Source organism: Pseudomonas sp. F220 (assembly GCF_057813935.1).
In genome coordinates this window covers 159,663-183,688 of record NZ_JBVASJ010000009.1, presented here as the reverse complement: position 1 = coordinate 183,688, position 24,026 = coordinate 159,663, and the positions used below count along the sequence as shown (strand labels likewise).

At 59.1% G+C, this 24,026-nt stretch carries 17 protein-coding genes and 3 pseudogenes; 11 read left to right on the top strand and 9 right to left on the bottom strand.

Annotated elements, in window-relative coordinates; all coding sequences use genetic code 11:
• Positions 1 to 193, top strand: a 193-nt coding sequence (locus ACZYSM_RS11435; RefSeq protein WP_489071597.1) for a hypothetical protein, incomplete at its 5' end; no start/stop codon positions are given.
• A 141-nt stretch (positions 194 to 334) separates the two neighbouring features.
• Here the strand turns inward: ACZYSM_RS11435 and ACZYSM_RS11430 are convergent.
• Together ACZYSM_RS11430 and pdxR are read right to left on the bottom strand one after the other, a co-directional pair.
• Positions 335 to 463 (bottom strand): annotated as a pseudogene (locus tag ACZYSM_RS11430) (cupin domain-containing protein); the annotation flags it as partial.
• 29 nt (positions 464 to 492) lie between these two features.
• Entirely contained in the window at positions 493 to 1,926 is a 1,434-nt protein-coding gene (gene pdxR / locus ACZYSM_RS11425; protein ID WP_489071596.1) for a MocR-like pyridoxine biosynthesis transcription factor PdxR, read from the bottom strand.
• A gap of 112 nt (positions 1,927 to 2,038) precedes the next feature.
• Between pdxR and ACZYSM_RS11420 the strand changes: the two genes are divergently transcribed.
• Complete coding sequence (locus tag ACZYSM_RS11420; protein ID WP_489071595.1) at positions 2,039 to 2,560, top strand: GNAT family N-acetyltransferase; 522 nt, start codon at positions 2,039 to 2,041, stop codon at positions 2,558 to 2,560.
• A gap of 1 nt (position 2,561) precedes the next feature.
• Here the strand turns inward: ACZYSM_RS11420 and ACZYSM_RS11415 are convergent, their stop codons facing one another.
• Positions 2,562 to 3,254: an aspartate/glutamate racemase family protein gene (locus ACZYSM_RS11415; protein ID WP_489071594.1), complete on the bottom strand. Its 693-nt coding sequence runs from the start codon at positions 3,252 to 3,254 to the stop codon at positions 2,562 to 2,564.
• A gap of 221 nt (positions 3,255 to 3,475) precedes the next feature.
• On the opposite strand from ACZYSM_RS11415, the gene ACZYSM_RS11410 reads away from it, so the two are divergent.
• Positions 3,476 to 3,970, top strand: coding sequence for a hypothetical protein (locus ACZYSM_RS11410; RefSeq protein WP_489071593.1), 495 nt, complete (start codon positions 3,476 to 3,478; stop codon positions 3,968 to 3,970).
• Between the two features lie 130 nt (positions 3,971 to 4,100).
• On the opposite strand, the gene ACZYSM_RS11405 is transcribed toward ACZYSM_RS11410, so the two are convergent.
• Positions 4,101 to 4,322 carry a cbb3-type cytochrome c oxidase subunit 3 gene (locus ACZYSM_RS11405; RefSeq protein ID WP_489071592.1) on the bottom strand — a complete coding sequence of 74 codons (222 nt, stop codon included), beginning with the start codon at positions 4,320 to 4,322 and terminating at the stop codon, positions 4,101 to 4,103.
• Positions 4,323 to 4,337: 15 nt separating this feature from the next.
• Positions 4,338 to 5,765, bottom strand: a complete 1,428-nt coding sequence (gene ccoN / locus ACZYSM_RS11400) for a cytochrome-c oxidase, cbb3-type subunit I (protein ID WP_489071591.1) — start codon at positions 5,763 to 5,765, stop codon at positions 4,338 to 4,340.
• Positions 5,766 to 6,190: 425 nt separating this feature from the next.
• Here ccoN and ACZYSM_RS11395 point away from each other — a divergent pair, with 425 nt between their 5' ends.
• On the top strand, positions 6,191 to 7,864 hold the full coding sequence (locus tag ACZYSM_RS11395) for a nitrite/sulfite reductase (RefSeq protein ID WP_489071590.1): 1,674 nt from the start codon (positions 6,191 to 6,193) through the stop codon (positions 7,862 to 7,864).
• Positions 7,861 to 8,355, top strand: a complete 495-nt coding sequence (locus ACZYSM_RS11390; RefSeq protein WP_489071589.1) for a DUF934 domain-containing protein — start codon at positions 7,861 to 7,863, stop codon at positions 8,353 to 8,355. Before ACZYSM_RS11395 ends, ACZYSM_RS11390 begins: the two co-directional genes overlap by 4 nt.
• Here ACZYSM_RS11390 and ACZYSM_RS11385 read toward each other — a convergent pair.
• From ACZYSM_RS11385 to ACZYSM_RS11370, 4 genes and pseudogenes are all read right to left on the bottom strand, one after another.
• Positions 8,352 to 8,728, bottom strand: a pseudogene (locus ACZYSM_RS11385) (transporter); the annotation flags it as partial. The gene ACZYSM_RS11390 and the pseudogene ACZYSM_RS11385 overlap by 4 nt on opposite strands.
• Before the next feature lie 39 nt (positions 8,729 to 8,767).
• Positions 8,768 to 10,171 (bottom strand): DUF1254 domain-containing protein, encoded by a 1,404-nt coding sequence (locus ACZYSM_RS11380; RefSeq protein WP_489071602.1) that lies wholly within the window; start codon positions 10,169 to 10,171, stop codon positions 8,768 to 8,770.
• A gap of 35 nt (positions 10,172 to 10,206) precedes the next feature.
• A complete protein-coding gene (locus ACZYSM_RS11375) occupies positions 10,207 to 10,557 on the bottom strand; it encodes a hypothetical protein (protein ID WP_489071588.1) in 351 nt (116 codons plus the stop codon).
• A gap of 80 nt (positions 10,558 to 10,637) precedes the next feature.
• Positions 10,638 to 11,069 (bottom strand): annotated as a pseudogene (locus tag ACZYSM_RS11370) (hypothetical protein); the annotation flags it as partial.
• A gap of 811 nt (positions 11,070 to 11,880) precedes the next feature.
• Here ACZYSM_RS11370 and tpx point away from each other — a divergent pair.
• The 6 genes from tpx to ACZYSM_RS11340 all read left to right on the top strand — a co-directional run bounded on the left by tpx (position 11,881) and on the right by ACZYSM_RS11340 (position 24,001).
• Complete coding sequence (gene tpx, locus ACZYSM_RS11365) at positions 11,881 to 12,381, top strand: thiol peroxidase (protein WP_489071587.1); 501 nt, start codon at positions 11,881 to 11,883, stop codon at positions 12,379 to 12,381.
• Between the two features lie 249 nt (positions 12,382 to 12,630).
• Positions 12,631 to 13,947 (top strand): MdtA/MuxA family multidrug efflux RND transporter periplasmic adaptor subunit, encoded by a 1,317-nt coding sequence (locus tag ACZYSM_RS11360; protein WP_489071586.1) that lies wholly within the window; start codon positions 12,631 to 12,633, stop codon positions 13,945 to 13,947.
• Positions 13,944 to 17,045 carry an MdtB/MuxB family multidrug efflux RND transporter permease subunit gene (locus ACZYSM_RS11355; protein WP_489071585.1) on the top strand — a complete coding sequence of 1,034 codons (3,102 nt, stop codon included), beginning with the start codon at positions 13,944 to 13,946 and terminating at the stop codon, positions 17,043 to 17,045. Before ACZYSM_RS11360 ends, ACZYSM_RS11355 begins: the two co-directional genes overlap by 4 nt.
• A complete protein-coding gene (locus tag ACZYSM_RS11350) occupies positions 17,042 to 20,149 on the top strand; it encodes an efflux RND transporter permease subunit (protein WP_489071584.1) in 3,108 nt (1,035 codons plus the stop codon). Before ACZYSM_RS11355 ends, ACZYSM_RS11350 begins: the two co-directional genes overlap by 4 nt.
• Positions 20,146 to 21,639 carry an efflux transporter outer membrane subunit gene (locus tag ACZYSM_RS11345; protein WP_489071583.1) on the top strand — a complete coding sequence of 498 codons (1,494 nt, stop codon included), beginning with the start codon at positions 20,146 to 20,148 and terminating at the stop codon, positions 21,637 to 21,639. Before ACZYSM_RS11350 ends, ACZYSM_RS11345 begins: the two co-directional genes overlap by 4 nt.
• 280 nt (positions 21,640 to 21,919) lie before the next feature.
• The gene (locus ACZYSM_RS11340) at positions 21,920 to 24,001 is read left to right on the top strand and encodes a putative bifunctional diguanylate cyclase/phosphodiesterase (protein WP_489071582.1); all 2,082 of its coding nucleotides are present in this window, start codon (positions 21,920 to 21,922) and stop codon (positions 23,999 to 24,001) included.
• Positions 24,002 to 24,026: the final 25 nt, after the last annotated feature.

Sequence of the window (24,026 nt, the reverse complement as noted above, 5' to 3'; positions counted from 1 at the left end):
TCGGGTTTGCTTACGTTTGCCGGCGTATTCGGCATCGGCGAAGGACATCTGTTTCATCGGGGCTCAACCGTTCTGTTCGTGTGAGGTGCGTATTTCACCAGATCGGGAAGTCTTTTTCAGAGTTTCCTTAAGTCGGGAAGTTGCAGTCGCCGGGATTGGCCGGGCATTGTTCCAGACTAAACCTGTGCCGTAAAAAGAAAATACCCTGCCCGTGAAGTTGTCGGGTGTTCGGTGTTTTTGTGCGACTTAAAAGAGTGTTGTTAAGTGCCGAATGAAATAATAAGGCCTCAGTGTATCCTTCGGGCTTTATTGTTTATAGCTGGCGACCCAGCTATTAGTTTTTCAACGGGATCAGAACTTCATCTGTTTTATCCAATACCATGAATACCATCAGTCTGGCCGGTTTGGTCTGGCTGGCGTTGGCCGATACCGGGTGCCTGAAACCGGCCGCTTCGTACCGGTATCCAATCCGCAGGAAAACCACTGAACCAATCAGGCGATCTGTTTGAGGATATCCCTGACCTTGTCCAGCGCCGGGCCGATGTCCAGGGTCTCGATCGCGCCGAAGCCAATGATCAACCCACTTCTGATCGGCGTGTCGTGGAAGAAAACGTCCAGGGGGTAAAGCCCGACTTCGACTTTCTTTGCCAGTTCGATCAGTAATGGGATATCCACCGCCACCTTGCACAGCGCGGCCATATGGAAACCGGCAATCGATGGTACGACTTCGAACCACGGCGAAAGATCGCCGTGCAGACGGTTGAGAATTCGTTCCCGGCGCCCGGCGTAGACCGTGTGGCAACGACGGATATGCTTGAGCAGATAGCCCTCGGAAATGAACTTCGCCAGCGCCCATTGCGGCAGGGTCGAGGTGTGGCAGTCGGTCAGTTGCTTGGCCTTGATCACCGCACTGTGGATCGCCGGTGGCAGCACTGCGTAACCGAGTCGCAACTCCGGCAGCATGGTTTTCGAGAAGGTCCCGACGTAAGCAACCACGCCCCGGGTGTCCATGCTTTGCAGGGAATCGGTGGGCCGACCCTCATAGCGGAACTCGCTGTCGTAATCGTCCTCAATCACGATCGCGCCCAGCACTCGGGCGCGTTCCAGCAGCGCCTCGCGGCGCGCAGGGCTCATCGGCATGCCGAGGGGAAACTGGTGCGATGGGGTGACATAAATCAGCCTCGTACCGTCGGGAATCAACTCCACCTGGATACCTTCGGCGTCCACGGGTACACCAACCACCGTCGCACCCTGGGCGGTAAACAACAGCCGCGCCGGGGTGTAACCGGGGTCTTCCATGGCGACAATGCTGCCCGGTTCGATGACCACTCGGGCAATCAGATCCAACGCTTGCTGCGCTCCGTTGCAGACTACGATGTCGTCGTCATGACAGGCCACACCACGGGAGAACGCGACATGCCCGGCGATGGCACTGCGCAGGGCGGGGAGGCCTTCGGGTTGGCTGTAGAACCCACCGTTGAGAGCGATCCGGCGCAGCGCATCCTGAGTGCAGCGCCGCCATTGTTCCTGAGGAAATTGATTGCGGGAGGTCGCGCCGCCAATGAACTCACAGCGCAAAATGCCTTCCAGGGTTGGATGGCGCAAAGGCGTTGGCAGGTTCTGCCAGTTTTCCAGGCTGTGTGCGCAAGCCAGGTCCGCCGCGCTTTGCTTGCGCTCGGCTTTGGCGGCTCGAGCGTTGACGAAGGTGCCACGGCCGATCTTGCCGATCAGGAAGTTTTCATAGGTCAGCAGCGTGTAGGTGTCGGAGACCGTCTTGCGCGAAACCCCCAGTTGCTCGGCCAGTAAACGACTGGGTGGCAGCTGTGCCCCGGCGGTAAGTCGGCCGGATTCGATGGCTTCCCGCAGTTGTTGGTACAACTGCTCGGCCAGGTCCTTGCGGCCATTGATGACGACATGAAGTTCCATGTGGGGAGTCCTGAAGGCGGTCGGTCGTGTGCAAGGTTACTCGTAACTCGCCACAGATGGGATCAGCGCATTACACTCGGCAGTCACTCTGCAGTTTCAAGGACGAACCACCATGCCCGCTAGCGATCCCACGATTATCATCGAGCGCTTCACCGAAGCCCATGTCGATGGCATTACCGCGCTCTACAACGACCCGGCGGTCGCGCGCCAAGTGCTGCAAATGCCGTTTCAGACCAGCGATCTGTGGCGCAGACGCATCGCGCCGGACAACGAGCGGCAGATTCAGTTGGTGGCCTTGCATCAAGGCTCGGTGATCGGCAATTGCGGACTGGAGCAGTTTTTGCGCATCCGCCGCAGCCATTGCGGCGGCATCGGGATGGGCGTGGCGGTTGCCTGGCAGGGCAAGGGTGTTGGCTCGAAATTGTTGGCTGCGGTGCTGGACGTTGCCGACAACTGGATGAATCTGCAACGTGTGGAGCTGATGGTGTACGCCGACAACGAAGCCGCCCATGGGCTGTACCGCAAGTTTGGCTTCGAGACCGAAGGCCTGCTGCGCGACTACGCCGTTCGTGACGGCGGCCTGGTTGATGCACTGAGCATGGCGCGCCTGCGTCGCACACGAACGGCCTCCTGAGTCAGTCGCCTAAGGCAAACGCCACCGCGGCCTGGGCATGCAACTCGGTGGTGTCGAGCAGCGGCAGCGAGCTGTGCTCCGGCTTGATCAACAGGCCGATTTCGGTGCAACCGAGAATGATTGCCTGGGCGCCGCGCGCTGCCAGCGATTCGATGACCCGTTGATAGATTTCCCGCGAGCGGTCGCTGATCACCCCGACGCACAGCTCGTCGTAGATGATCCGGTGCACCGCGTCGCGCTCGGTGGCTTCTGGCACCAACACCTTGAGCCCTTGGGCTGCGAGACGATCCTTGAGGAAGTCCTGTTCCATGGTGAACGCCGTCCCCAGCAGGCCTACGGTCATGGCGCCGGCATCCACCGCTGCCTGCCTGGCCGGGTCGGCAATGTGCAAAAAAGGCACTGATATAGTCGCCTGAATCTGCTCGGCCACCCGGTGCATGGTGTTGGTACAGAGCACGATGCACTCGGCGCCGCCGGCTTCCAGGCGACGTGCCGCGTCTACCAGAATCAGCGCAGCATCGTCCCAGCGCCCGGCATGCTGGGCCTGTTCGACAGGGCCGAAGTCGACGCTGTACATCAGCAATTTTGCCGAACGTAGCGGCCCCAGTCGGTCGCGTACTTGCTGGTTGATAATGCGGTAATACTCGGCGCTGGACTCCCAGCTCATGCCGCCGATCAGGCCGATGGTGCGCATGCTGTTCTCCTGTTGATGGCAAATCTTTGTCGAGGAAAATGCCCGGAAGGGAAAATTTTCCGTGGGCCGCTTACAGTGCCCGTGATTGCCGATCAATTCCATCATCGGTTAATGGTCTGCGCTGGCGGGTCGTCGGCGCAGCAGGTTTTAGTCATACGCAGCTTGTCGGCATCTGCCATGATCAATACCTTGCAGTCATGCTTCACCCAAGGAACATCGCGATGGACGACGTAAAGCAACTGGGCGAGATGCTTCGCCACTACGCAGAAAGCGAAGCGCACAAGAAGCAGGTGTTCGAGACCCAATCGGCTGATTGGGCGGTGCGCATCGGCGAACTGTTCGACCATATCGAACAGTGGCTTGAGCCCGTGAAAAGTCCGAACCTGCTTGAGGTGAGCCGCGAAGCCTACGTTGCTTCAGGTCCGAACATTCCCGTCGAAACCTCACCCTTCAAAACCGAGAAACTGACGATTCAAATCGCCGGAAAACCGGTGGAATTCGTGCCGGAAGTGATGGGTGTCGGTGGCTTGATCTCGGTGGCGGTGATGGGCCTGACGGCCGCACGTTACGGCAGCGTCTCGCTGGTGTGCCAACCACCGTCGACCGACTGGCAGTGGCGCAAGACCAATGGTCTTAAAGACCCGGATATCTTTGCCTTTGATGCCGATTTCCTGGCGCAGCAGTTGCAGAGCCTGATTCCGCGCGAGCGGGGCTGAATCCTCTGACCTGACACCCTATCCCTGTGGGAGCGAGCCTGCTCGCGAAAGCGGTGTATCAGTCAACACGATGTCGACTGACACTCCGTCTTCGCGAGCAGGCTCGCTCCCACAATGGATTAGTGGCGCATCAGATTTCGAGGTTGACCCACCCCGGTTTAGCCTCTTCCGGCGCCACCGCTTTAACAGTCTTGCCGGTCGCCAATTCCACCCTTCGCGCCACTTCAGGGTCATCGGCAAACGGAATCAGACTCGCATCCTCCAGGCTCTCCGCCGTCTGGTGCTTCAGGCAGTATTCGACCGCCAGCCAAAGCCCCGACGCCCCCAATACGTTCAACACGATGTCGATCATCTCAAGCTCCTGGCCTCAGGCGATTTGCGCGTCACTGTGGGCCATTTTCATATCCGCGACCCGCACCGTGCGCCACACGTTGTAAGCCATCAGCAGCATGCCGCTGAGGAAGAACACCCCGCCAACAAACCGCACCACAAACCCTGGATGACTGGCCTGTAGCGCCTCAACGAAGGAGTAGGTGAGTGTGCCGTCGTCGTTGATCGCGCGCCACATCAGGCCCTGAGTGATGCCGTTGACCCACATCGAGGCGATGTACAACACCGTGCCGATGGTCGCCAGCCAGAAGTGCGCGTTGATCAGGCCGATGCTGTGCATCTGCTCGCGGCCGAAGACTTTCGGGATCATGTGGTACAGCGAGCCGAAGGTGATCATCGCCACCCAACCGAGGGCGCCGGCGTGTACGTGGCCGATGGTCCAGTCGGTGTAGTGGGAGAGGGCGTTGACCGTCTTGATCGCCATCATCGGCCCTTCAAAGGTCGACATACCGTAGAACGCCAGTGACAGCACCAAAAAGCGCAGGATCGGGTCGGTGCGCAATTTATGCCAGGCGCCGGAGAGGGTCATCATCCCGTTGATCATCCCGCCCCAGCTGGGTGCCAGCAGGATCAGCGACATGGCCATACCCAGTGACTGCGCCCAGTCCGGCAGTGCGGTGTAGTGCAAATGGTGCGGACCGGCCCAGATGTACAGGGTGATCAGCGCCCAGAAGTGCACGATGGACAAACGGTACGAATACACCGGGCGCCCGACCTGTTTCGGCACGAAGTAATACATCATCCCGAGGAAACCGGTGGTCAGGAAGAAGCCCACCGCGTTGTGCCCGTACCACCACTGGACCATGGCGTCGGTGGCGCCTGAGTAGACCGGGTAAGACTTGAACCAGTCCACCGGGATCGACAGGTGATTGACCACGTGCAGCATGGCAATCACCACAATGAACGCGCCGAAGAACCAGTTGCCGACGTAGATGTGTTTAGTCTTGCGCTGCACCACGGTGGTGAAGAACACAATCGCATAGGCGACCCAGACCACGGTCATCCACACCGCGCCGGAGAATTCGATCTCGGCGTATTCCTTGGTGGTGGTGTAGCCCAGCGGCAAGGTGATCAGCATGATCGTGACCACCGACTGCCAGCCCCAGAAGGTGAAGGCGGCCAGCTTGTCGGAGTACAGGCGCACCTGGCAGGTGCGCTGTACCGCGTAATAGCTGGCGGCGAATTGCGCGCTGCCGGCAAAGCCGAAAATCACCAGGCTGGTGTGCAGCGGACGCAAGCGGCCGAAGGTGGTCCACGGCAGGTCCAGGTTCATTTGCGGCCAGACCAGTTGCGAGGCGATCCACACGCCCATCGCCATTCCGATCACGCCCCACACCACTGTTGCCACGACAAATTGGCGGACGACCTTGTAGTTATAGGCCTGTCCGATTGCTGCTGTGCTCATGGTCAATTCTTCCACGGTTGCAAAGTCTTGCCAGGCCACCCGGTCTGGCATGCCGTGCACTGTAGAAAGCATGGGTGAAACAAAACAGACTCAGAAAAACTGCATTAATACGGATCAGATGGAGCGCCTGCCAGTGGCCATTTACCGCACTCTGATATGGTTTTTTAGTCTTTACCTGAATCTGTAACGTACTGAGCTGCAGGTGCATAGTTGGCATATCCACCCTGTAGCAGCTGCCGAGCCCGCGAGGCTGCGTTCGAGTGCGCAGCGTTCGTAATCCAGACGACGCGGTATGACAGACGCACCGCATGCTCGGGCTCTACGACTGCTTCGCCCGAACGCGGACCGAGCCGAACGCAGCCTCGCGGGCTCGGCAGCTGCTACGTGATGTGTGAGTTTGGGGTCAGCACTGATGAGGTAGGACCATGTATCACTATGACGACTATGACCGTGCCCTGGTCTTTGAACGGGTCGCGCAGTTTCGCGATCAGGTCGAGCGCTTTATGGGGGGCGAGTTGAGCGAGGAAGAGTTCCTGCCGTTGCGCCTGCAAAACGGCCTGTACATGCAAAAGCACGCTTACATGCTGCGGGTCGCGATCCCCTACGGCACCCTCGGGGCGCAACAAATGCGCACCCTGGCGAGCATCGCCCGGGATTACGATCGCGGCTACGGTCACTTCACCACGCGGCAGAACATGCAGTTCAACTGGATCGAACTGGCTCAGGTGCCGGACATCCTCGAACGCTTGGCGCAGGTGGAAATGCACGCGATCCAGACCTCCGGCAACTGCGTACGCAACATCACCACCGAAGCCTTTGCCGGGGTCGCCGCCGACGAGTTGCTCGACCCGCGGCCGCTGGCGGAGATCCTGCGACAGTGGTCGACCATTAACCCGGAATTTCTCTTCCTGCCGCGAAAATTCAAGATCGCCATCTGCTCGGCGAAGCAGGATCGGGCGGCGATCATGATGCATGACATCGGTCTTTACCTTTATCGCGACGCTAACGGCCAGATGCTGTTGCGGGTGATCGTCGGTGGTGGTCTGGGGCGCACGCCGATCCTCGGTTTGCAGATTCGTGAGGGTTTGCCGTGGCAGCACCTGCTGTCGTATGTCGAAGCGGTGCTGCGGGTCTATAACCGCCATGGCCGACGCGATAACAAGTACAAGGCGCGGATCAAGATTCTGGTCAAAGCCTTGGGCATCGACGCCTTTGCCAAGGAAGTGGAGGAGGAGTGGCAGCACCTCAAGGACGGCCCGGCGCAGTTGACTGACGTCGAATACGAGCGTGTGGCCAGTGCCTTTGTGCCGCCGGCTTATCGTACGCTTGCCGATACCGATCTGGATTTCGGTACCCGTCTGAGCGACACCCCGAACTTCGCACGCTGGGTTTCGCGCAACGTGCAGCCGCACAAAGTGCCGGGCTACACCAGCGTGGTGCTGTCGACCAAACCCGGCATGGCTTCACCACCGGGTGACGTCACGGCTGAGCAGATGGAAGCGGTCGCCGACTGGTCCGGGCAGTTCGGCTTTGGCGAAATCCGCATCGCCCATGAACAGAACATCGTCCTGCCGGATGTGCCCAAGGCTGATCTCTATGCGCTCTGGTGCCTGGCCTGTGAACAGGGACTTGGCTGCGCCAATATTGGCTTGCTGACCGACATCATTGCCTGTCCCGGCGGTGACTTCTGTGCCTTGGCCAACGCCAAGTCGATCCCGATTGCTCAGGCCATTCAAGCGCGTTTCGACGATCTGGATTACCTGCACGACCTGGGGGATATCAGCCTTAACATCTCCGGTTGCATGAACGCCTGCGGACACCATCACATCGGTAATATCGGCATCCTTGGCGTCGATAAAAACGGTAGCGAGTGGTATCAGATCACCCTGGGCGGCTCCCAGGGCAAGAACAGTGCATTGGGTAAGGTGATCGGCCCGTCCTTCAGCGCGGCCGAAGTGCCGGACGTCATCGAGCGTATCATCGCCACCTTTGCCCGATACCGGGAAAGTGAAGAATTGTTTGTCGATACCTTGCAACGCATTGGTCTGGAGCCGTTCAAGGAACGGGTCTATCCGAAGGTTCTGGAGGTCTCGGTATGAACAATCTGCTGCGATTGCGAGAGGGTATCGCCGAGTGGATGCGTGACGATCCCTGGCAGTTGGTTCGTGACGCGGCAGAGGAGGTGCCGACTGGACAGTTGATTCTGCCGCTATCCCAGTGGCTCGCGCACAATGCCGAGACCACGGCACCCATTGAGGGCGTCTGGCTTGGCCCTGACGATGAAGTGGAAAACCTGACCCCGTGGCTCCCCAACCTGCCGCTGATTGCCCTGGATTTCCCGAGCTTTCGCGATGGCCGCGCCTACAGTCAGGCCTATCTGCTGCGCACACGTTTGGGTTGGCAGGGTGAGTTGCGCGCGATTGGCGATGTGCTGCGCGATCAGCTCAGCCATATGCGCCAATGCGGCTTCGATGCCTTTGCGGTGCGTGAAGACAAATCCGCCGAAGACGCGCTCAAGGGCCTGGCCGGGATGAGCGTGTTGTACGGCCGTTCAGTGATCGAGCCTCGACCGTTGTTTCGCAGGCGTTGAGCTGCACACAGGGGGCTGCGAAGATCTTTTCGGTGTCCCTTATCGCCAAACAGCGAAACCCAGGTGTTGAGTTCCAGCCAGGTCGGGCCGATCGGCGTGCCGAAGCCGATTTCCGGCTGGAACGCCCAACGACGTCGATGGTGAACGAATGGGCGTAACGGGCGATGTACAGATCGGCATCGAGCGACAGGCCATCGAGGGGCAGCGCGGTGTCGATCGGGGTGTTGGTCTTGATCCGGTTGTAGTAGCCGAACACCATATCCAGGTTGGTCGGCAGATTCTACCAGTCGCGGGCGTTGTCGGCGAAGCTGAGCAGCGGTGTCAGCGCCAGTGTGGCGGCGCTGAACGTACCCAGTCTGGAAAGTGAACCCATTGCGTAGCTCCTTGCTTGGATGGGTCGGCGGTTCTTGGCCTACGGGTTGATCGGTGTCAGCAACGGTATGGGCCACTGGCCGTTGACGACCTCGGGTTTTGGCAGGTAAATCCGCAACACGGCATAGAACGGCCCGTGTGGTGCCGGCAACCAATTGCTTTTTTTGTCTTTGACGGGTTCTGAGTGCTGCACGTAGAGGGTCAGGCCGCCGTCTGCATCGAGTTTCAGGTTCGGCAGCATGTGCGAGTTGATCAGGTAGCGTTGCATGTGGTTGGACACCAGCAACTTGCTCTTGCCGTCGTACATGGTCAGCGACCAGAAGGCGTCGGCCGGTGGCAGCGAACCTTTGTCGAAGTGCAGGGTATAGCTGTGTTTCGCGCCATTGACCGGTTTGCCTTGGTTGTCGACGAAATAGCCGATGTAGTTCGCTTCTTCGGCGGAGTTACCGAAAATCCCCATGTTGGCGCCGGCATAGCGATACAGATAGTTGTTATTCAAGCGGTCGCGGGTACTAAACAAATTACCGCTGCTGACCTGATGAGTGTCGACCTTGTCCTTCTTGAACGCGGCGAACTCGGCCTTGCCATCGGCGATCCCGGCTTCCAGGGCTTTGCGTTGTTCGGCGCTCAGGGTTTTGAACTCGAACGGCTTGCCTGCGACGATGCCGATTTTCGCGAAGCGCGCCAGCAGGTCTTTCTCGACGTCTTGTGCCGGGGCGAAGCCGAGCATGAAATTGAGGTAGGAAAACAGCTCCGGGCTGTCGCTCATGGTGGCGGTCGGCTTGGGCCAGTCGATTTTAGCGGCGGCCGCCGGGGCCGGCTGACCCAGGTACTGGCTCAGTGTCTGAACCTTGTAACCCTTCTGGATCTGCTTGACCTTGCTCAGGTCCTTCTCGTCGAACAACTGCGTGCGATACAGCGCGTAGGCAATGTTGCTTTCGCTGCGCACCAGGCGGTCGATGTTCACCGGTTGCTGACCTTGCCAATCGGGGCCGGCGATCATGAAGTGACCCCCTTTGTTACCGGTGCTACGGGTACCAAGGTAGGCAAAGTTCTGCGTGTAAAGGTCGATCAACTGGACCGAGTAGTAGCGGCTTTCCTCAATCGCCGGCAGCGTCAGGACCACGGGTTCGGCCCGCAGGTCCATCCAGACGAACGAGTAGGGCGTGTCGGAGTTTGGGGTGACGAATGCCGTGTCCTTGGGCGTGAAGGCCATGGCGGTATTGCCGATATGGTTGAACGGCGCCTTGAAATTCGGGCCTTTTTTGTCCACGGCCTGGGTGTACAGGGTCTTGTACATCTCTACCACCGGGAAGCCATAGAGGTACGCCTCTTTGGCAATCGCCTGGGCTTCAGCGGGTGTGGCGCTGAAGTCAGCCCAGGCAGTACTGCTCAGCAGCAGTGTAAGGCTGGCGAGCAACAGGCGTGTCGGTCTTGCATTGATCATTGTGTTGTCCTTCTCATAAACGTATTCATTTTTCAGGCGTTATTCCACAGCCGTGATGTCGTCGCGTTGGCGGTGATCACCCCGAGTTTGTCTGCGTAGCTGTTGAGCACCATCAGGTCGCCGCTGTGGGCGCCAGGTTTGTCGCGAAACTCTTCCTGCCATTGGGCGTAGGACACCAACGGCAAGGCCCACAGATAAGCCTGTGTGGCCTGCTGGAAATCCAGTTCGGCGTAGAGCTTGGCAATGGCGTCGCGGGACGGCAGTTCGCCTTCCATATTGATTGGGCCAAAACGAGTGTCCAGAGCTTGAACTTGAGCACCGACACCACAACTCGCGGCCAATGCCATTACGCTAAAACCCGCTGCGCGAAGCAAACCATTCATAGCGACTTCCTTAGTTTCCGAAGGTGACATTCAGTCCGGCGAGCAGGGTAAATTGCGACACCCCTTCACCTTTGCGTTCCACTGTCGATGGCGATGGCCGCCAGACCTGCTTGCCATTTACCGGTGCCGAGTTCGTCCTTGCTGGCGATCGGTGCGGTGATCTGCGGGCCGATGCCCAGCTGCACGCCGTCGGTCTTGAGCAGGAAGATATCGAACAGGTTCAGATCGCCCTCGCCAGTGCTGTAGCCTCCATTGGGATCGGGGCGGGTGCTGATTGGCGCGGTGGCCCGCAGCAGCTGCGGGATACCGATGAAATCATTAGGCGCAATCGGCAAAGTGCCGCGCACCAACAGGTCATTAGTGTGGACGTTGGTGTTGTAGAGTCTGGGGGTGTAGTAGTCCTGCAGGTTCATGCCTGGGGCCAGGTTCAGCGGGTTGTTGCTCTTGTTTGCCTCTTCGGCATTGTCGGCCATTGCGTAAAACGCAGGCGCCAATGTCGCTGCCACTAGCATGGCGGACACGTATAGATTTTTCGACATGATTCACCGGTTCCCTTCGCGGCGTCATTGGACGACCCGGCACTTCATGGCCGGTTTATATGTAATCTTTGTGCTGTCAAGCCTGTAGGGCATACCCGTTCAAGCTAGCAGCTAACCATGAGATAGCCAAACGAAGGCGCTGATTCTTTGGTTTTGTGTGCAGGTTCACTGTTTTTTGTGTCCGAAAAAAAATAAAGCATTCAGTGGGTTGAAGCTGACAGTGGATCTGAATTGGCAGGATTGATTCCGGGGCACTCCCGGGATGACCTTTAAATAAACGCAGGCTTTAAGGTTAATGCCAGTCAGTTAAGGAAATGAAGGCCTCTGTTGTAGGGGCACAGCGTTCGCTTAACTGACTGGCATTGCTTTAAGGTCGTTTTTCGAATGGCCTCTAAGTATTGACTGAAGATTTAAACTCTCTAATCAGTTACTAAGTATTTCTATGGTGTGGAATGGTTTATCCATTTGCTGGCCAGTGATTCTTCGTAAGGCCACATCGGATAACCTGGGTGGGGCCTCGTCAATGAACCCTCCGGCAAGACTGCCAGGAAGCGTTCTTTTTGCGGGTAGGCCCGAACTAACGGAGGATGCTGCAATTAGAGCTGCCAGGGTGGCTGGGCCTGAACCGGTGCATTTCAGTCATGAGCAGGGCATTTCAGGTCATGGATTCGAAGCTGTCTGTCAGCATTACGGGATAGGCTGCAAGGCGCTTTCGTGTTTAACTTCTTCTCCGCGAAACGCTCCAAGATTGCTCACAATAACTCCGTTTAAAAGGACTCCGTTCATGGCTCAAGTCACTCTTAAAGGCAACCCGGTTCAAGTCAACGGCCAGCTGCCACAAGCCGGTTCCAAGGCGCCTGCATTCTCCCTGGTTGCAGGCAATCTGTCCGACGTTACCCTGGCGAGCTTTGCCGGCAAGCGCAAAGTGCTGAACATTTTCCCAAGCATCGACACCCCGACCTGCGCCACTTCCGTGCGCAAGTTCAACGCCCAGGCCAACGATGTAGCCAACACTGTTGTGTTGTGCATTTCGGCTGACCTGCCGTTCGCCCAAGCGCGCTTCTGCGGCGCGGAAGGTCTGGAAAACGTCCAGAACCTGTCCACCCTGCGTGGCGCCGAGTTCATCCAGAACTACGGCGTGGCTATCGCTGACGGTCCACTCAAAGGCCTGACTGCCCGTGCCGTGGTAGTTCTCGACGAAAACGACACTGTGCTGCACAGCGAACTGGTTAAAGAAATCGCTGAAGAGCCTAACTATGACGCGGCGTTGGCCGTTTTGAAGTAACAGGTTTTACAATTATTAACGGCCTGGCCCTGTCCAGGCCGTTTTTATTTGTGCTTGTAGGAGCGAGCTTGCTCGCGATGGACGTTAACGATAACGCGTGTTTTTGAATAAACGTGCTGCCCTTGAGTCCATCGCGAGCAAGCTCGCTCCTACAACGTAAGCCCAAAGTAAATTGCCGGTAAAGGCGCTTTGCTAAATCCCCGCCAGTGCTTATCTTTCAGCCTTCCGTAGAAGATGCTCACGCCCCCAATGGTTGATCACTCCATGCAGTCCACCGCCTCCCGTAACCCCCGTCGCTGGCTATTCGGCCTGCTTGTCCTGTTGGCCATCGTCGGTCTGTGCTGGAAGTACTGGCCAACTGAGGTTGCTCATAAAGAAGCAGCAGGGCAGAAAGCCGCCACTGGGCATGCCGGCAAATCCGGCGTCATGCGCCCGGGTTTCGGTGGGGCCACCGGACCGGTTCCGGTACGCGTTGCGCCAGCAACGCGTGGCGATTTCCCGCTGTACTACAAAGCGTTGGGTACCGTCACGGCGTTGAATACCATCAATGTGCGCAGTCGCGTGGCCGGTGAGTTGATCAAGATCGCGTTCGAGGAAGGGCAGATGGTCAAGGCGGGTGATTTGCTGGCCGAGATCGACCCGCGTCCGTACCAGAATGCCTTGCTTCAGGCCGAAGGCACCTTGCTGCAGAATCAGGCGCAACTTAAAAACGCCTTGGTCGATCTGGAGCGCTACCGCGGCCTGTACGCCGAAGACAGTATCGCCAAACAGACGCTGGACACCGCCGCGGCGCTGGTGGGCCAGTATCAGGGCACGGTCAAGACCAATCAGGCGGCGGTCAATGACGCCAGGCTCAACCTGGAGTTCACCAAGATTCGCGCACCGATTGCCGGGCGTCTGGGCTTGCGTCAACTGGACGTCGGCAACCTTGTGGCGGCCAATGACACCGCAGCGTTGGTGATCATTACCCAGACTCAACCGATCAGCGTCGCCTTTACGTTGCCGGAAAACAGCCTGACGACCGTGCTTGAGCGCTACCGCAGCGGAGCCAAATTGCCGGTCGAAGCCTGGGACCGCGGCGATGTGAAGTTGCAAGCTACCGGCGTCTTGCAGAGTCTGGACAACCAGATCGACATCACCACCGGAACCCTGAAATTCAAGGCGCGCTACGAGAACCGTGATCAAACGTTGTTCCCCAACCAGTTCGTCAATGTGCGCTTGCTCGCAGACACGTTGAAAGACGCGGTGCTGGCGCCGTCGGCGGCGATCCAGTTTGGTAACAACGGCACCTTCGTCTATGCGCTGGACGGCGACAAAAAGGTCAAGATTCTGCCGTTGAAGGTGGGTGCCAGTGACGGTGTTGTAACGGTTATCAAAGAAGGCCTCGCCCCGGGCGACCGCGTAGTCCTTGAAGGCACCGACCGCTTGAAAGAGGGCAGCGAAGTGGAAGTGGTCAACGACAGCCAAGAGGTGCCGGCCACCCCGACCGAGCACCTGCAGGGCAAGCCGGTAAACACCGGGGTTGAACCGGCCGCCACCGACAAGGCGAAAAAGGGCGGCGCATGAACATCTCGCGGCTGTTCATCCTCCGACCGGTAGCCACTACCCTGAGCATGTTGGCCATTGTCCTGGCCGGCCTGATTGCCTATCGCCTGTTGCCGGTCTCGGCATTGCCCCAGGTCGATTACCCGACCATTCGGGTGATGACCCTTTACCCTGGCGCCAGTCCGGATGTGATGACCAGTGCGGTCACCGCGCCGCTGGAGCGTCAGTTCGGGCAAATGCCCGGCCTGACCCAGATGGCCTCGACCAGTTCCGGCGGCGCCTCGGTGCTGACCTTGCGCTTCAACCTAGACATCAATATGGATGTCGCCGAGCAACAGGTGCAGGCCGCGATCAATGCCGCCACCAACCTGCTGCCCAAAGACCTGCCGGCGCCGCCGGTGTACAACAAGGTCAACCCGGCGGACACCCCGGTGCTGACCCTGGCCATTACGTCCAAGACCATGCTGTTGCCCAAACTCAATGATTTGGTCGATACCCGCATGGCGCAGAAAATCGCCCAGATCAGCGGCGTCGGCATGGTCAGCATCGCCGGCGGTCAGCGTCAGGCGGTGCGGATCAAGGTCAATCCCGAAGCTCTGGCGGCCAACGGCTTGAACCTCTCGGACGTGCGCACCCTGATCGGCGCCTCCAACGTCAACCAGCCCAAGGGCAACTTCGACGGCCCGACCCGGGTGTCGATGCTCGATGCCAACGACCAGTTGACCTCGCCCAAAGACTACGCCGAGTTGATCCTTGCCTATAAAAACGGCGCGCCGTTGCGTCTGAAGGACGTGGCACAAATTGTCGACGGTGCCGAGAACGAACGTCTTGCCGCCTGGGCCAATGAAAACCAGGCCGTGTTGCTGAACATCCAGCGCCAGCCGGGCGCGAACGTGATCGAAGTGGTCGACCGGATCAAGGCGTTGCTGCCAAGCATCACCGACAATCTGCCGGCCGGCCTCGAGGTGACCGTGCTCACCGACCGCACCCAGACCATCCGTGCCTCGGTCACCGACGTGCAACACGAACTGCTGATCGCCATTGCTCTGGTGGTCATGGTGACGTTCCTGTTCCTGCGCAGGGCCAGTGCGACCATCATTCCGTCGATTGCCGTACCGCTGTCGCTGGTCGGTACCTTTGGCGTGATGTACCTGGCCGGATTTTCGGTCAACAACCTGACCCTGATGGCCCTGACCATCGCCACCGGTTTTGTGGTGGACGACGCCATCGTCATGCTCGAAAACATTTCGCGCTTCATCGAGGAGGGCGACAGCCCCCTGGTGGCGTCGCTCAAGGGCGCCAAGCAGATCGGCTTCACCTTGATCTCGCTGACCCTGTCGCTGATTGCGGTGCTGATTCCGTTGCTGTTCATGGCCGACGTGGTGGGGCGCTTGTTCCGCGAGTTCGCCATCACCCTGGCGGTGGCGATCCTGATTTCTTTGGTCGTCTCTCTGACCCTGACGCCGATGATGTGCGCGCGCTTGCTCAAACGTGAGCCTAAAGAAGAAGAGCAGGGCCGTTTTTACCGTGCCAGCGGCGCCTGGATCGACTGGATGATTGCCGCCTACGGGCGTAAGTTGCAGTGGGTGCTGAAACACCAGCCGCTGACCTTGCTGGTGGCTATCGCCACCCTGGGACTGACGGTGTTTCTCTATATGGTCGTGCCCAAGGGCTTCTTTCCCGTGCAGGACACTGGGGTGATCCAGGGGATTTCCGAAGCGCCGCAGTCGATTTCGTTCGCCGCCATGAGCCAGCGCCAGCAAGAACTGGCCAAGGTCATTTTGCAAGATCCAGCGGTGCAAAGCCTGTCGTCCTACATCGGCGTCGACGGCGATAACGCCACGCTGAACAGCGGCCGACTGCTGATCAACCTCAAACCCCACAATGCGCGAGACTTGAGCGCAACCCAAGTGATTGCGCGCTTGCAGCCTGAGCTGGACAAGCTTGTCGGTATCAGGCTGTTCATGCAGCCGGTGCAGGACTTGACCATCGAAGACCGGGTCAGTCGTACTCAGTACCAGTTCAGTATGTCCTCTCCCGACGCCGACATGCTCAACCTCTGGAGTGGCAGGCTGGTCGAAGCACTGGCCAGGCATCCGGAGCTGACCGACGTTGCCAGCGATTTGCAGGACAAGGGTTTACAGGTCTATCTGGTAATCGACCGCGATGCGGCGTCGCGGATTGGCGTGTCGGTGTCGAACATCACTGATGCGCTGTATGACGCCTTCGGTCAGCGGCAGATTTCCACCATTTACACCCAGGCCAGCCAGTACCGGGTTGTGTTGCAGTCGCAGTCCGGGGAGAAGATCGGTCCGCAGGCGCTGGAGCAGATCCACGTCAAAACCACCAATGGCGGCCAGGTACGGTTGTCCAGCCTGGCCCATGTCGAAGAGCGTCAGACGCAACTGGCGATTACCCATATCGGCCAGTTCCCTGCGGTGATGATGTCGTTCAACCTGGCGCCCGGTGTGGCGTTGGGGCAGGCGGTCGAACTGATCAATAAAGTGCAGCAGGATATTGGCATGCCGATCGGCGTGCAGACCCAGTTCCAGGGCGCCGCCCAAGCGTTTGAAGCTTCGTTGTCGAGCACCTTGTTGCTGATTCTGGCGGCGGTGGTGACCATGTACATCGTGCTAGGTGTGCTCTACGAGAGCTACATCCACCCGATCACCATTCTGTCGACCTTGCCGTCGGCGGCGGTCGGCGCCTTGCTGGCGTTGATTCTCAGCGGCAATGACTTGGGAATGATCGCGATCATCGGCATCATTTTGCTGATCGGTATCGTGAAAAAGAACGCGATCATGATGATCGACTTTGCCCTTGATGCCGAACGCAATCAGGGCATGGACCCGCAAGCGGCGATCTATCAAGCGGCTTTGCTGCGGTTCCGGCCGATTCTGATGACGACGCTGGCCGCACTGTTCGGCGCGGTACCGTTGATGCTCGCCACCGGTTCCGGTGCTGAACTGCGTCAACCGCTGGGTTTAGTGATGGTCGGTGGATTACTGGTCAGTCAGGTGCTGACGCTGTTCACCACCCCGGTGATTTACCTGTACTTCGACCGTCTCGCTCGGCGCGTGCGGCCGGTAGCGGATCGTCTGGAGCCGGTTGAGCCATGAACCTGTCCGGACCCTTCATTCGCCGGCCGGTAGCGACCATGTTGCTGAGCCTGGCGATCGTGCTGCTGGGTGGCGTGAGCTTCGGTTTGCTACCGGTGGCGCCGCTGCCACAGATGGATTTCCCGGTGATCGTGGTTCAGGCCAGCCTGCCCGGTGCCAGCCCGGAAGTCATGGCTTCAACGGTGGCGACGCCGCTGGAACGCTCCTTCGGCGCCATTGCCGGGGTCAACACCATGAGCAGCCGTTCCAGCCAGGGCTCGACCCGGGTGATCCTGCAATTTGACCTCGATCGCGACATCAACGGCGCGGCGCGGGAAGTCCAGGCGGCGATCAACGCCTCGCGCAACCTGCTGCCCAGCGGTATGCGCAGCATGCCGACCTACAAAAAGGTCAACCCGTCCCAGGCACCGATCATGGTGTTGTCGCTGACCTCGGATGTGCTGCAAAAGGGCCAGCTCTACGATTTGGCCTCGACCATCTTGTCGCAAAGCCTGTCTCAGGTGCCGGGTGTTGGTGAAGTGCAGATCGGCGGCAGTTCGCTGCCGGCAGTGCGCATCGAGCTGGAGCCGCAGTTGCTCAACCAGTACGGCGTGGCACTGGACGATGTGCGGAACACCATCGCTAACGCTAACGTGCGCCGACCCAAAGGCTCGGTCGAAGACGACCAACGCATGTGGCAGGTGCAGGCTAACGACCAACTAGAGAAAGCCAAGGATTATGAACCGCTGATCATCCGTTACCAGAACGGCTCGACGTTGCGCCTGAGTGACGTGGCGAAGGTTAGCGATAGCGTTGAAGACCGCTACAACAGCGGCTTTTTCAACGATGACGCGGCGGTGCTGCTGGTGATTAACCGGCAGGCCGGGGCCAACATCATCGAAACGGTCAACGAGATCAAGGCTCAGCTGCCGGCGTTGCAGGCGGTGTTGCCGGCCAGCGTCAAACTGAACCTGGCCATGGACCGCTCACCGGTGATCAAGGCCACCTTGCACGAAGCGGAAATGACCCTGTTGATTGCCGTGTCGCTGGTGATTCTGGTGGTGTTTCTGTTTCTTGGGAACTTCCGCGCCTCGTTGATCCCGACATTGGCGGTGCCGGTGTCGCTGGTCGGCACTTTCGCCATCATGTACCTCTATGGATTTTCCCTGAACAACCTGTCGCTGATGGCGCTGATTCTCGCCACCGGGCTGGTGGTGGACGACGCCATCGTGGTGCTGGAGAACATCTCCCGGCATATCGACGAAGGTGTGTCGCCGATGAAGGCGGCGTATAGGGGGGCTCAGGAGGTGGGGTTCACGCTGCTGTCGATGAACGTCTCGCTGGTGGCGGTGTTTCTCTCGATCCTGTTTATGGGCGGGATCATCGAGAGTCTGTTTCGCGAGTTTTCCATCACCCTGGCAGCGTCCATTGTGGTCTCGCTGGTGGTCTCGCTGACCCTGACACCGATGCTCTGCGCGCGCTGGCTAAAGCCCCACATCCCCGGCCAGGAAAATCGCTTGCAACGCTGGAGCCAGCGGGCCAATGAGTGGATGGTCAGCGGCTATGCGCGCAGCCTGGATTGGGTATTGCGTCATCGACGGCTGACCTTGCTCAGCCTGCTGATCACCATCGGAGTTAACGTCGCGCTGTATGTGGTGGTGCCCAAAACCTTCCTGCCGCAACAGGACACCGGTCAGCTGATCGGGTTTGTGCGCGGCGATGACGGGCTATCGTTCAATGTGATGCAGCCGAAGATGGAAATTTTCCGTCGCGCGGTATTGGCCGACCCGGCGGTAGAAAGCGTCGCCGGCTTTATTGGCGGCAACAACGGTACCAACAACGCCTTCATGCTGGTGCGTCTGAAACCGATCAAGGAACGCCAGATTTCCGCGCAGATAGTCATCGAGCGCCTGCGCAAGGCGGTACCCAAGGTGCCGGGCGCGCGATTGATGCTTATGGCCGACCAGGATCTGCAATTTGGTGGTGGTCGCGAGCAGACCACTTCGCAATACTCCTACATCTTGCAAAGTGGCGATCTGGGCGCATTGCGCGAGTGGTACCCGAAAGTCGTCACCGCACTCAAAGCCTTGCCCGAGCTGACTGCCATCGACGCCCGCGAAGGGCGGGGCGCCCAACAGGTGACGCTGGTGGTCGATCGCGATCAGGCCAAGCGCCTTGGCGTCGACATGAACATGGTCACGGCGGTGCTGAACAACGCCTACAGCCAGCGGCAGATTTCCACCATCTATGACAGCCTCAACCAGTATCAGGTGGTGATGGAGGTCAATCCGAAATACGCTCAGGACCCGATTACTCTGAATCAGGTACAGGTGATCACCGCCGCTGGCCAGCGCATCCCGCTGTCGGGTATCGCCCATTACGAAAACAGCCTGGAAAACGACCGGGTCAGCCATGAAGGGCAGTTTGCGTCTGAAAGCATTGCCTTCGACATGGCCGATGGCGTCACCGTCGAGCAGGGTACTGCGGCCATCGAACGGGCTATCGCCAAGGTCGGGTTGCCGGAAGAGGTGATCGCCAAGATGGCCGGCACCGCGGACGCCTTCGCCGCGACGCAAAAGAGCCAGCCATGGATGATTCTCGGCGCGCTGGTGGCGGTGTACCTGGTGCTGGGGGTGCTCTATGAGAGCTACATTCACCCGCTGACCATTCTTTCAACCCTGCCGTCGGCCGGGGTCGGCGCGCTGTTGTCGATCTACGCGTTCGGCGGTGAATTCAGCCTGATCTCGTTACTCGGGCTGTTCTTGCTGATCGGCGTGGTGAAGAAAAACGCGATCCTGATGATCGACCTGGCGCTGCAGTTTGAGCGTCAGCGGGGGATGGCGCCGCTAGAGTCGATCCGCAGCGCCTGCCTGTTGCGGCTGCGGCCCATTCTGATGACCACTCTGGCGGCGATTCTCGGTGCCTTGCCGTTGTTGTTGAGCACCGCCGAGGGCGCAGAAATGCGTCAGCCGCTGGGCCTGACGATTATCGGCGGGCTGATTTTCAGCCAGGTTCTGACGCTTTACACCACTCCGGTGGTTTACCTCTATCTCGACCGTCTACGCCATCGCTTCAACCTGTGGCGTGGGATACGTACCGATGCTGCTCTGGAAACTCCGCTATGACTGACCGTTCGCCTCCCAAAGCCCCCGTGCTGTCCGCCCAAAGTCTGGTCATGGCCCGCGGTTCGCGTCTGCTCAGCCTGACCTTGTGTGGGCTTATGCTCAGCGCCTGTGCAATCGGCCCGGATTACCATCGGCCGGAACTGAGTGCTCCAGCCCAATACAAAGAGGCCCAGGGCTGGCGTCAGGCCAATCCCAGCGATTCCCTGGCCCGTGGTGCCTGGTGGGAGCTATACGGTGATCAGCAACTCGACGGTCTGATCGAGAAGCTCAACAGCGCCAACCAGACCGTCGCCCAATCGGAAGCTCAGTACCGTCAGGCCCAGGCCTTGGTCCGCAGCGCGCAAGGTTCGTTCTTTCCCAGTGCGAACCTGAGCGCCGGGAAAACCCGTTCCAGTCAGGGCACGGGCAGCAGTAGTTCGAGCTTGACCAGCTCCAGCAGCGGCATTCGCGATACCTACAACACCCAATTGGGCGTTAGTTGGGAGGCGGATGTCTGGGGCAAATTGCGTCGTGGCCTGGAAGCCAACGAGGCCAGCGCCGAGGCCAGCTTCGCGGATCTGGCGGCGATGCGCCTGAGCCAACAGTCGCAATTGGTGCAGAACTACCTGCAACTGCGGGTGATCGATCAGCAGAAGCGTCTATTGGAAGCGACGGTCGAGACTTATCAGCGTTCCCTGACAATGACCGAAAACCAATACCGCGCTGGCGTATCCGGCAAAGATGCGGTCGCCCAGGCGCAAACGCAGCTCAAGAGTACCCAGGCCGACCTCATCGACCTGATCTGGCAACGCGCGCAACTGGAAAACGCCATCGCGGTGCTGACGGGTGTGCCGCCGGCTGAGTTCAGTCTGGCGCAAACCCAGGACATCCCGGCGTTGCCGCAGATTCCCTTGAGCCTGCCGTCGCAGCTGCTTGAGCGCCGTCCCGACATCGCTTCGGCCGAGCGCTCGGTGATCGCCGCCAACGCCAACATCGGCGTGGCTGAAGCCGCCTACTACCCAGACCTGACGCTGAGCCTGAGCGGCGGTTACAGCAGCAGTACCTTCGCTAACTGGGTGAGCCTGCCAAACCGCTTCTGGTCGGTGGGACCGAAACTGGCCATGACGCTATTCGACGGCGGCCAGCGCTCGGCGGAGGTTGATCGCACTGAAGCGGTGTATGACCAGACCGTTGCCAAATACCGGCAGACTGTGCTCGACGGTTTCCGCGAAGTGGAAAACTTCCTGGTGCAGCTCAAGGCACTGGAAGACGAAGCGGCGGTGCGTCAGCAAGCCCTGGAGTCGGCCCGCGAATCCTTGCGTCTGACCCAGAATCAGTACAAAGCCGGGTTGATCGCCTACCTCGATGTGGTGGTGGTCCAGGCCACTGCCCTGAGCAACGAACGTAGCGTGCTGACCCTGCAGCAAAGCCGTTTGATCGCCAGCGTACAACTGATCGCTGCGCTGGGCGGTGGTTGGGATGGGCAGTTGCAGGTGAGTGAGAAAGAGTAGGGGATAAAGATACAGGCAGGTTTTGTAGCAGCTGGCGAAGCCTGCGTTCGAGTGCGAAGTGCTCGTGAATGAGCCTCTGCGATCAGCCTGCGGAATCTTGGTGTTTAATTTACGTCCGCTACGCGGCCGAACGCAGGCTTCGCCAGCTGCTACATAAGCGGACTATCGACTAATGGCATATTGATACTTTTTCTCAGTGCGTTATTTCGCGCAATCGGTACAATCCGCCACTTTGCCCCGAGCATGGATGCAGTTCGGCTCACTGGTCTCGAGAAGCCCCATGCTCATCGGTAGTTATTCCCCCGTCCTGGTTTTGGTTTCCCTTTGTGTAGCGATTCTCGCTTCCTATACCGCACTCGACCTTACCGGGCGTATCGCCACTGCTAAAGGCCGGGCGGTTCATCTGTGGACGGCTGGCGGTGCGCTGGCCATGGGCGTGGGTGTCTGGTCGATGCACTTTATCGGCATGCTGGCCGTCACATTGCCGATTGACCTCGGTTATGACGTCATGATCACTTTGTTATCCCTGCTGATCGCCATCCTGTCCTGTGGTTTTGCCCTGTGGCTGGTCAGTCAACCGCGCTTGCCGGGCTGGCAGTTGGCTTTCGGAGCCTTGATCATGGGCGCGGGGATCAGCGCCATGCATTACACCGGCATGGCCGCCATGCGCATGCAGCCGGGTATCGATTACGACCCGACATTGTTCAGCGCTTCCTTGTTGTTCAGCGTCGCGGCCTCTGCCGCGGCGCTGTGGATTGCCTTCCGGCTGCGCCAGGACACGCCTTACGTCAGATTGGCCCGTGGCGGTGCGGCGGTCATCATGGGCATCGCCATTGTCGGTATGCATTACACCGGTATGGCCGCCGCGCGTTTCGCCGACGGCAGCTTTTGTGGCGCGGCGATCGATGGCCTGAGCGGTAAGGGCCTGGACAACCTGGTGCTGGTCACGACCCTGGCGGTGTTGTGCATTGCCTTGCTGACCTCCATCCTCGATGCGCGCCTGGAAGCCCGCACTGCCGATCTGGCCGATTCGTTGACCCAGGCCAATCAGGAACTCACCCAACTGGCCCTGCACGACACCTTGACCGGATTGCCGAACCGGGTGCTGCTGGCCGACCGGATTGATCAGGCGATGAGTCTGGTGCAGGAACAGGGTGGTTGTTTTGCGCTGATGTTCATCGATCTGGACGGTTTCAAACCGGTTAATGATGCCTTTGGGCATCACATGGGCGACCAGTTGCTGCGTGAAGTCGGTCTGCGCTTGCGCGAGGATTTGCGCAGCCAGGACACGCTGGCGCGCATCGGTGGTGACGAATTCGTGTTGCTGGTGCAGCTCGGCGAACCGGACGATGCCCTGCGCTTGGCGGCCCGTCAGGTTGGGCTACTCTCGCGCTCGTTTCGGGTTGCTGAGCATGACTTGCAAATATCCGCCAGCATCGGCATCGCCCTTTACCCCGGTAATGGTGAGACTGCACAAGAATTGCTGATGAACGCCGACGCGGCGATGTATCACGCCAAAGGTACTGGCAAAAACGGCTACCGTTTCTTCGATGCCTCGATGAACACCAACGCCCGTAAACATCTGCAATTGCTGCAAGACTTGCGCGCTGCTGTCGAGCACGAGCAATTCAGTCTGTATTACCAACCCAAGTTCGATGCCAGCAACGGCCAGCCAGTAGGTGCCGAGGCCTTGCTACGCTGGGAACATCCGCAACACGGCATGCTATTGCCGGACAAATTTATCGAACTGGCGGAAAAGACCGGTTTGATCATCCCGATAGGCGAGTGGGTATTGAACGAAGCCTGCCGCCAGATGCGAGAGTGGTACGTGCAGGGTTACACCGATTGGCGTATCGCAGTGAACCTGTCGGCCTTGCAGTTTTGTCATGCGGAGCTGGTGAAAAGCGTCGCCGGCGCCTTGGCGCGGCACCACTTGCCAGCCAACAGTCTGACCCTGGAAATCACTGAAACCACCGCTATGAGCGACGCGGATGCGAGCATGACGGTGCTCCAGGAACTCTCGGAAATGGGTGTCGATTTGTCCATTGATGACTTTGGCACCGGTTATTCGAGTCTGATGTACCTCAAGCGTTTGCCGGCCAACGAATTGAAGATCGACCGTGGTTTTGTCCGCGATCTGGAACATGATAGCGATGACGCCGCCATCGTCTCAGCGATCGTCGCCCTCGGTCAGGCGTTGGGGCTGCGGATCGTCGCAGAAGGCGTGGAGACCGACGTTCAGCAGAACTTCCTGACCCAGTTGGGTTGCGATTCGCTGCAAGGTTATCTGCTCGGGCATCCACTGCCCGCGGAGCGCTTTATGGCTGAGATCCATAGCGCGGAGCAACTCGCGGTAAGTTGAACCGCGTTGTGCTTGACTTGAGCCC

Coding starts and splice junctions, on each gene's coding strand:
- pdxR (WP_489071596.1), bottom strand. CDS start 1,926: ATGGAACTTCATGTCGTCATCAATGGCCGCAAGGACCTGGCCGAGCAG.
- ACZYSM_RS11420 (WP_489071595.1), top strand. CDS start 2,039: ATGCCCGCTAGCGATCCCACGATTATCATCGAGCGCTTCACCGAAGCC.
- ACZYSM_RS11415 (WP_489071594.1), bottom strand. CDS start 3,254: ATGCGCACCATCGGCCTGATCGGCGGCATGAGCTGGGAGTCCAGCGCC.
- ACZYSM_RS11410 (WP_489071593.1), top strand. CDS start 3,476: ATGGACGACGTAAAGCAACTGGGCGAGATGCTTCGCCACTACGCAGAA.
- ACZYSM_RS11405 (WP_489071592.1), bottom strand. CDS start 4,322: ATGATCGACATCGTGTTGAACGTATTGGGGGCGTCGGGGCTTTGGCTG.
- ccoN (WP_489071591.1), bottom strand. CDS start 5,765: ATGAGCACAGCAGCAATCGGACAGGCCTATAACTACAAGGTCGTCCGC.
- ACZYSM_RS11395 (WP_489071590.1), top strand. CDS start 6,191: ATGTATCACTATGACGACTATGACCGTGCCCTGGTCTTTGAACGGGTC.
- ACZYSM_RS11390 (WP_489071589.1), top strand. CDS start 7,861: ATGAACAATCTGCTGCGATTGCGAGAGGGTATCGCCGAGTGGATGCGT.
- ACZYSM_RS11375 (WP_489071588.1), bottom strand. CDS start 10,557: ATGAATGGTTTGCTTCGCGCAGCGGGTTTTAGCGTAATGGCATTGGCC.
- tpx (WP_489071587.1), top strand. CDS start 11,881: ATGGCTCAAGTCACTCTTAAAGGCAACCCGGTTCAAGTCAACGGCCAG.
- ACZYSM_RS11360 (WP_489071586.1), top strand. CDS start 12,631: ATGGTTGATCACTCCATGCAGTCCACCGCCTCCCGTAACCCCCGTCGC.
- ACZYSM_RS11355 (WP_489071585.1), top strand. CDS start 13,944: ATGAACATCTCGCGGCTGTTCATCCTCCGACCGGTAGCCACTACCCTG.
- ACZYSM_RS11350 (WP_489071584.1), top strand. CDS start 17,042: ATGAACCTGTCCGGACCCTTCATTCGCCGGCCGGTAGCGACCATGTTG.
- ACZYSM_RS11345 (WP_489071583.1), top strand. CDS start 20,146: ATGACTGACCGTTCGCCTCCCAAAGCCCCCGTGCTGTCCGCCCAAAGT.
- ACZYSM_RS11340 (WP_489071582.1), top strand. CDS start 21,920: ATGCTCATCGGTAGTTATTCCCCCGTCCTGGTTTTGGTTTCCCTTTGT.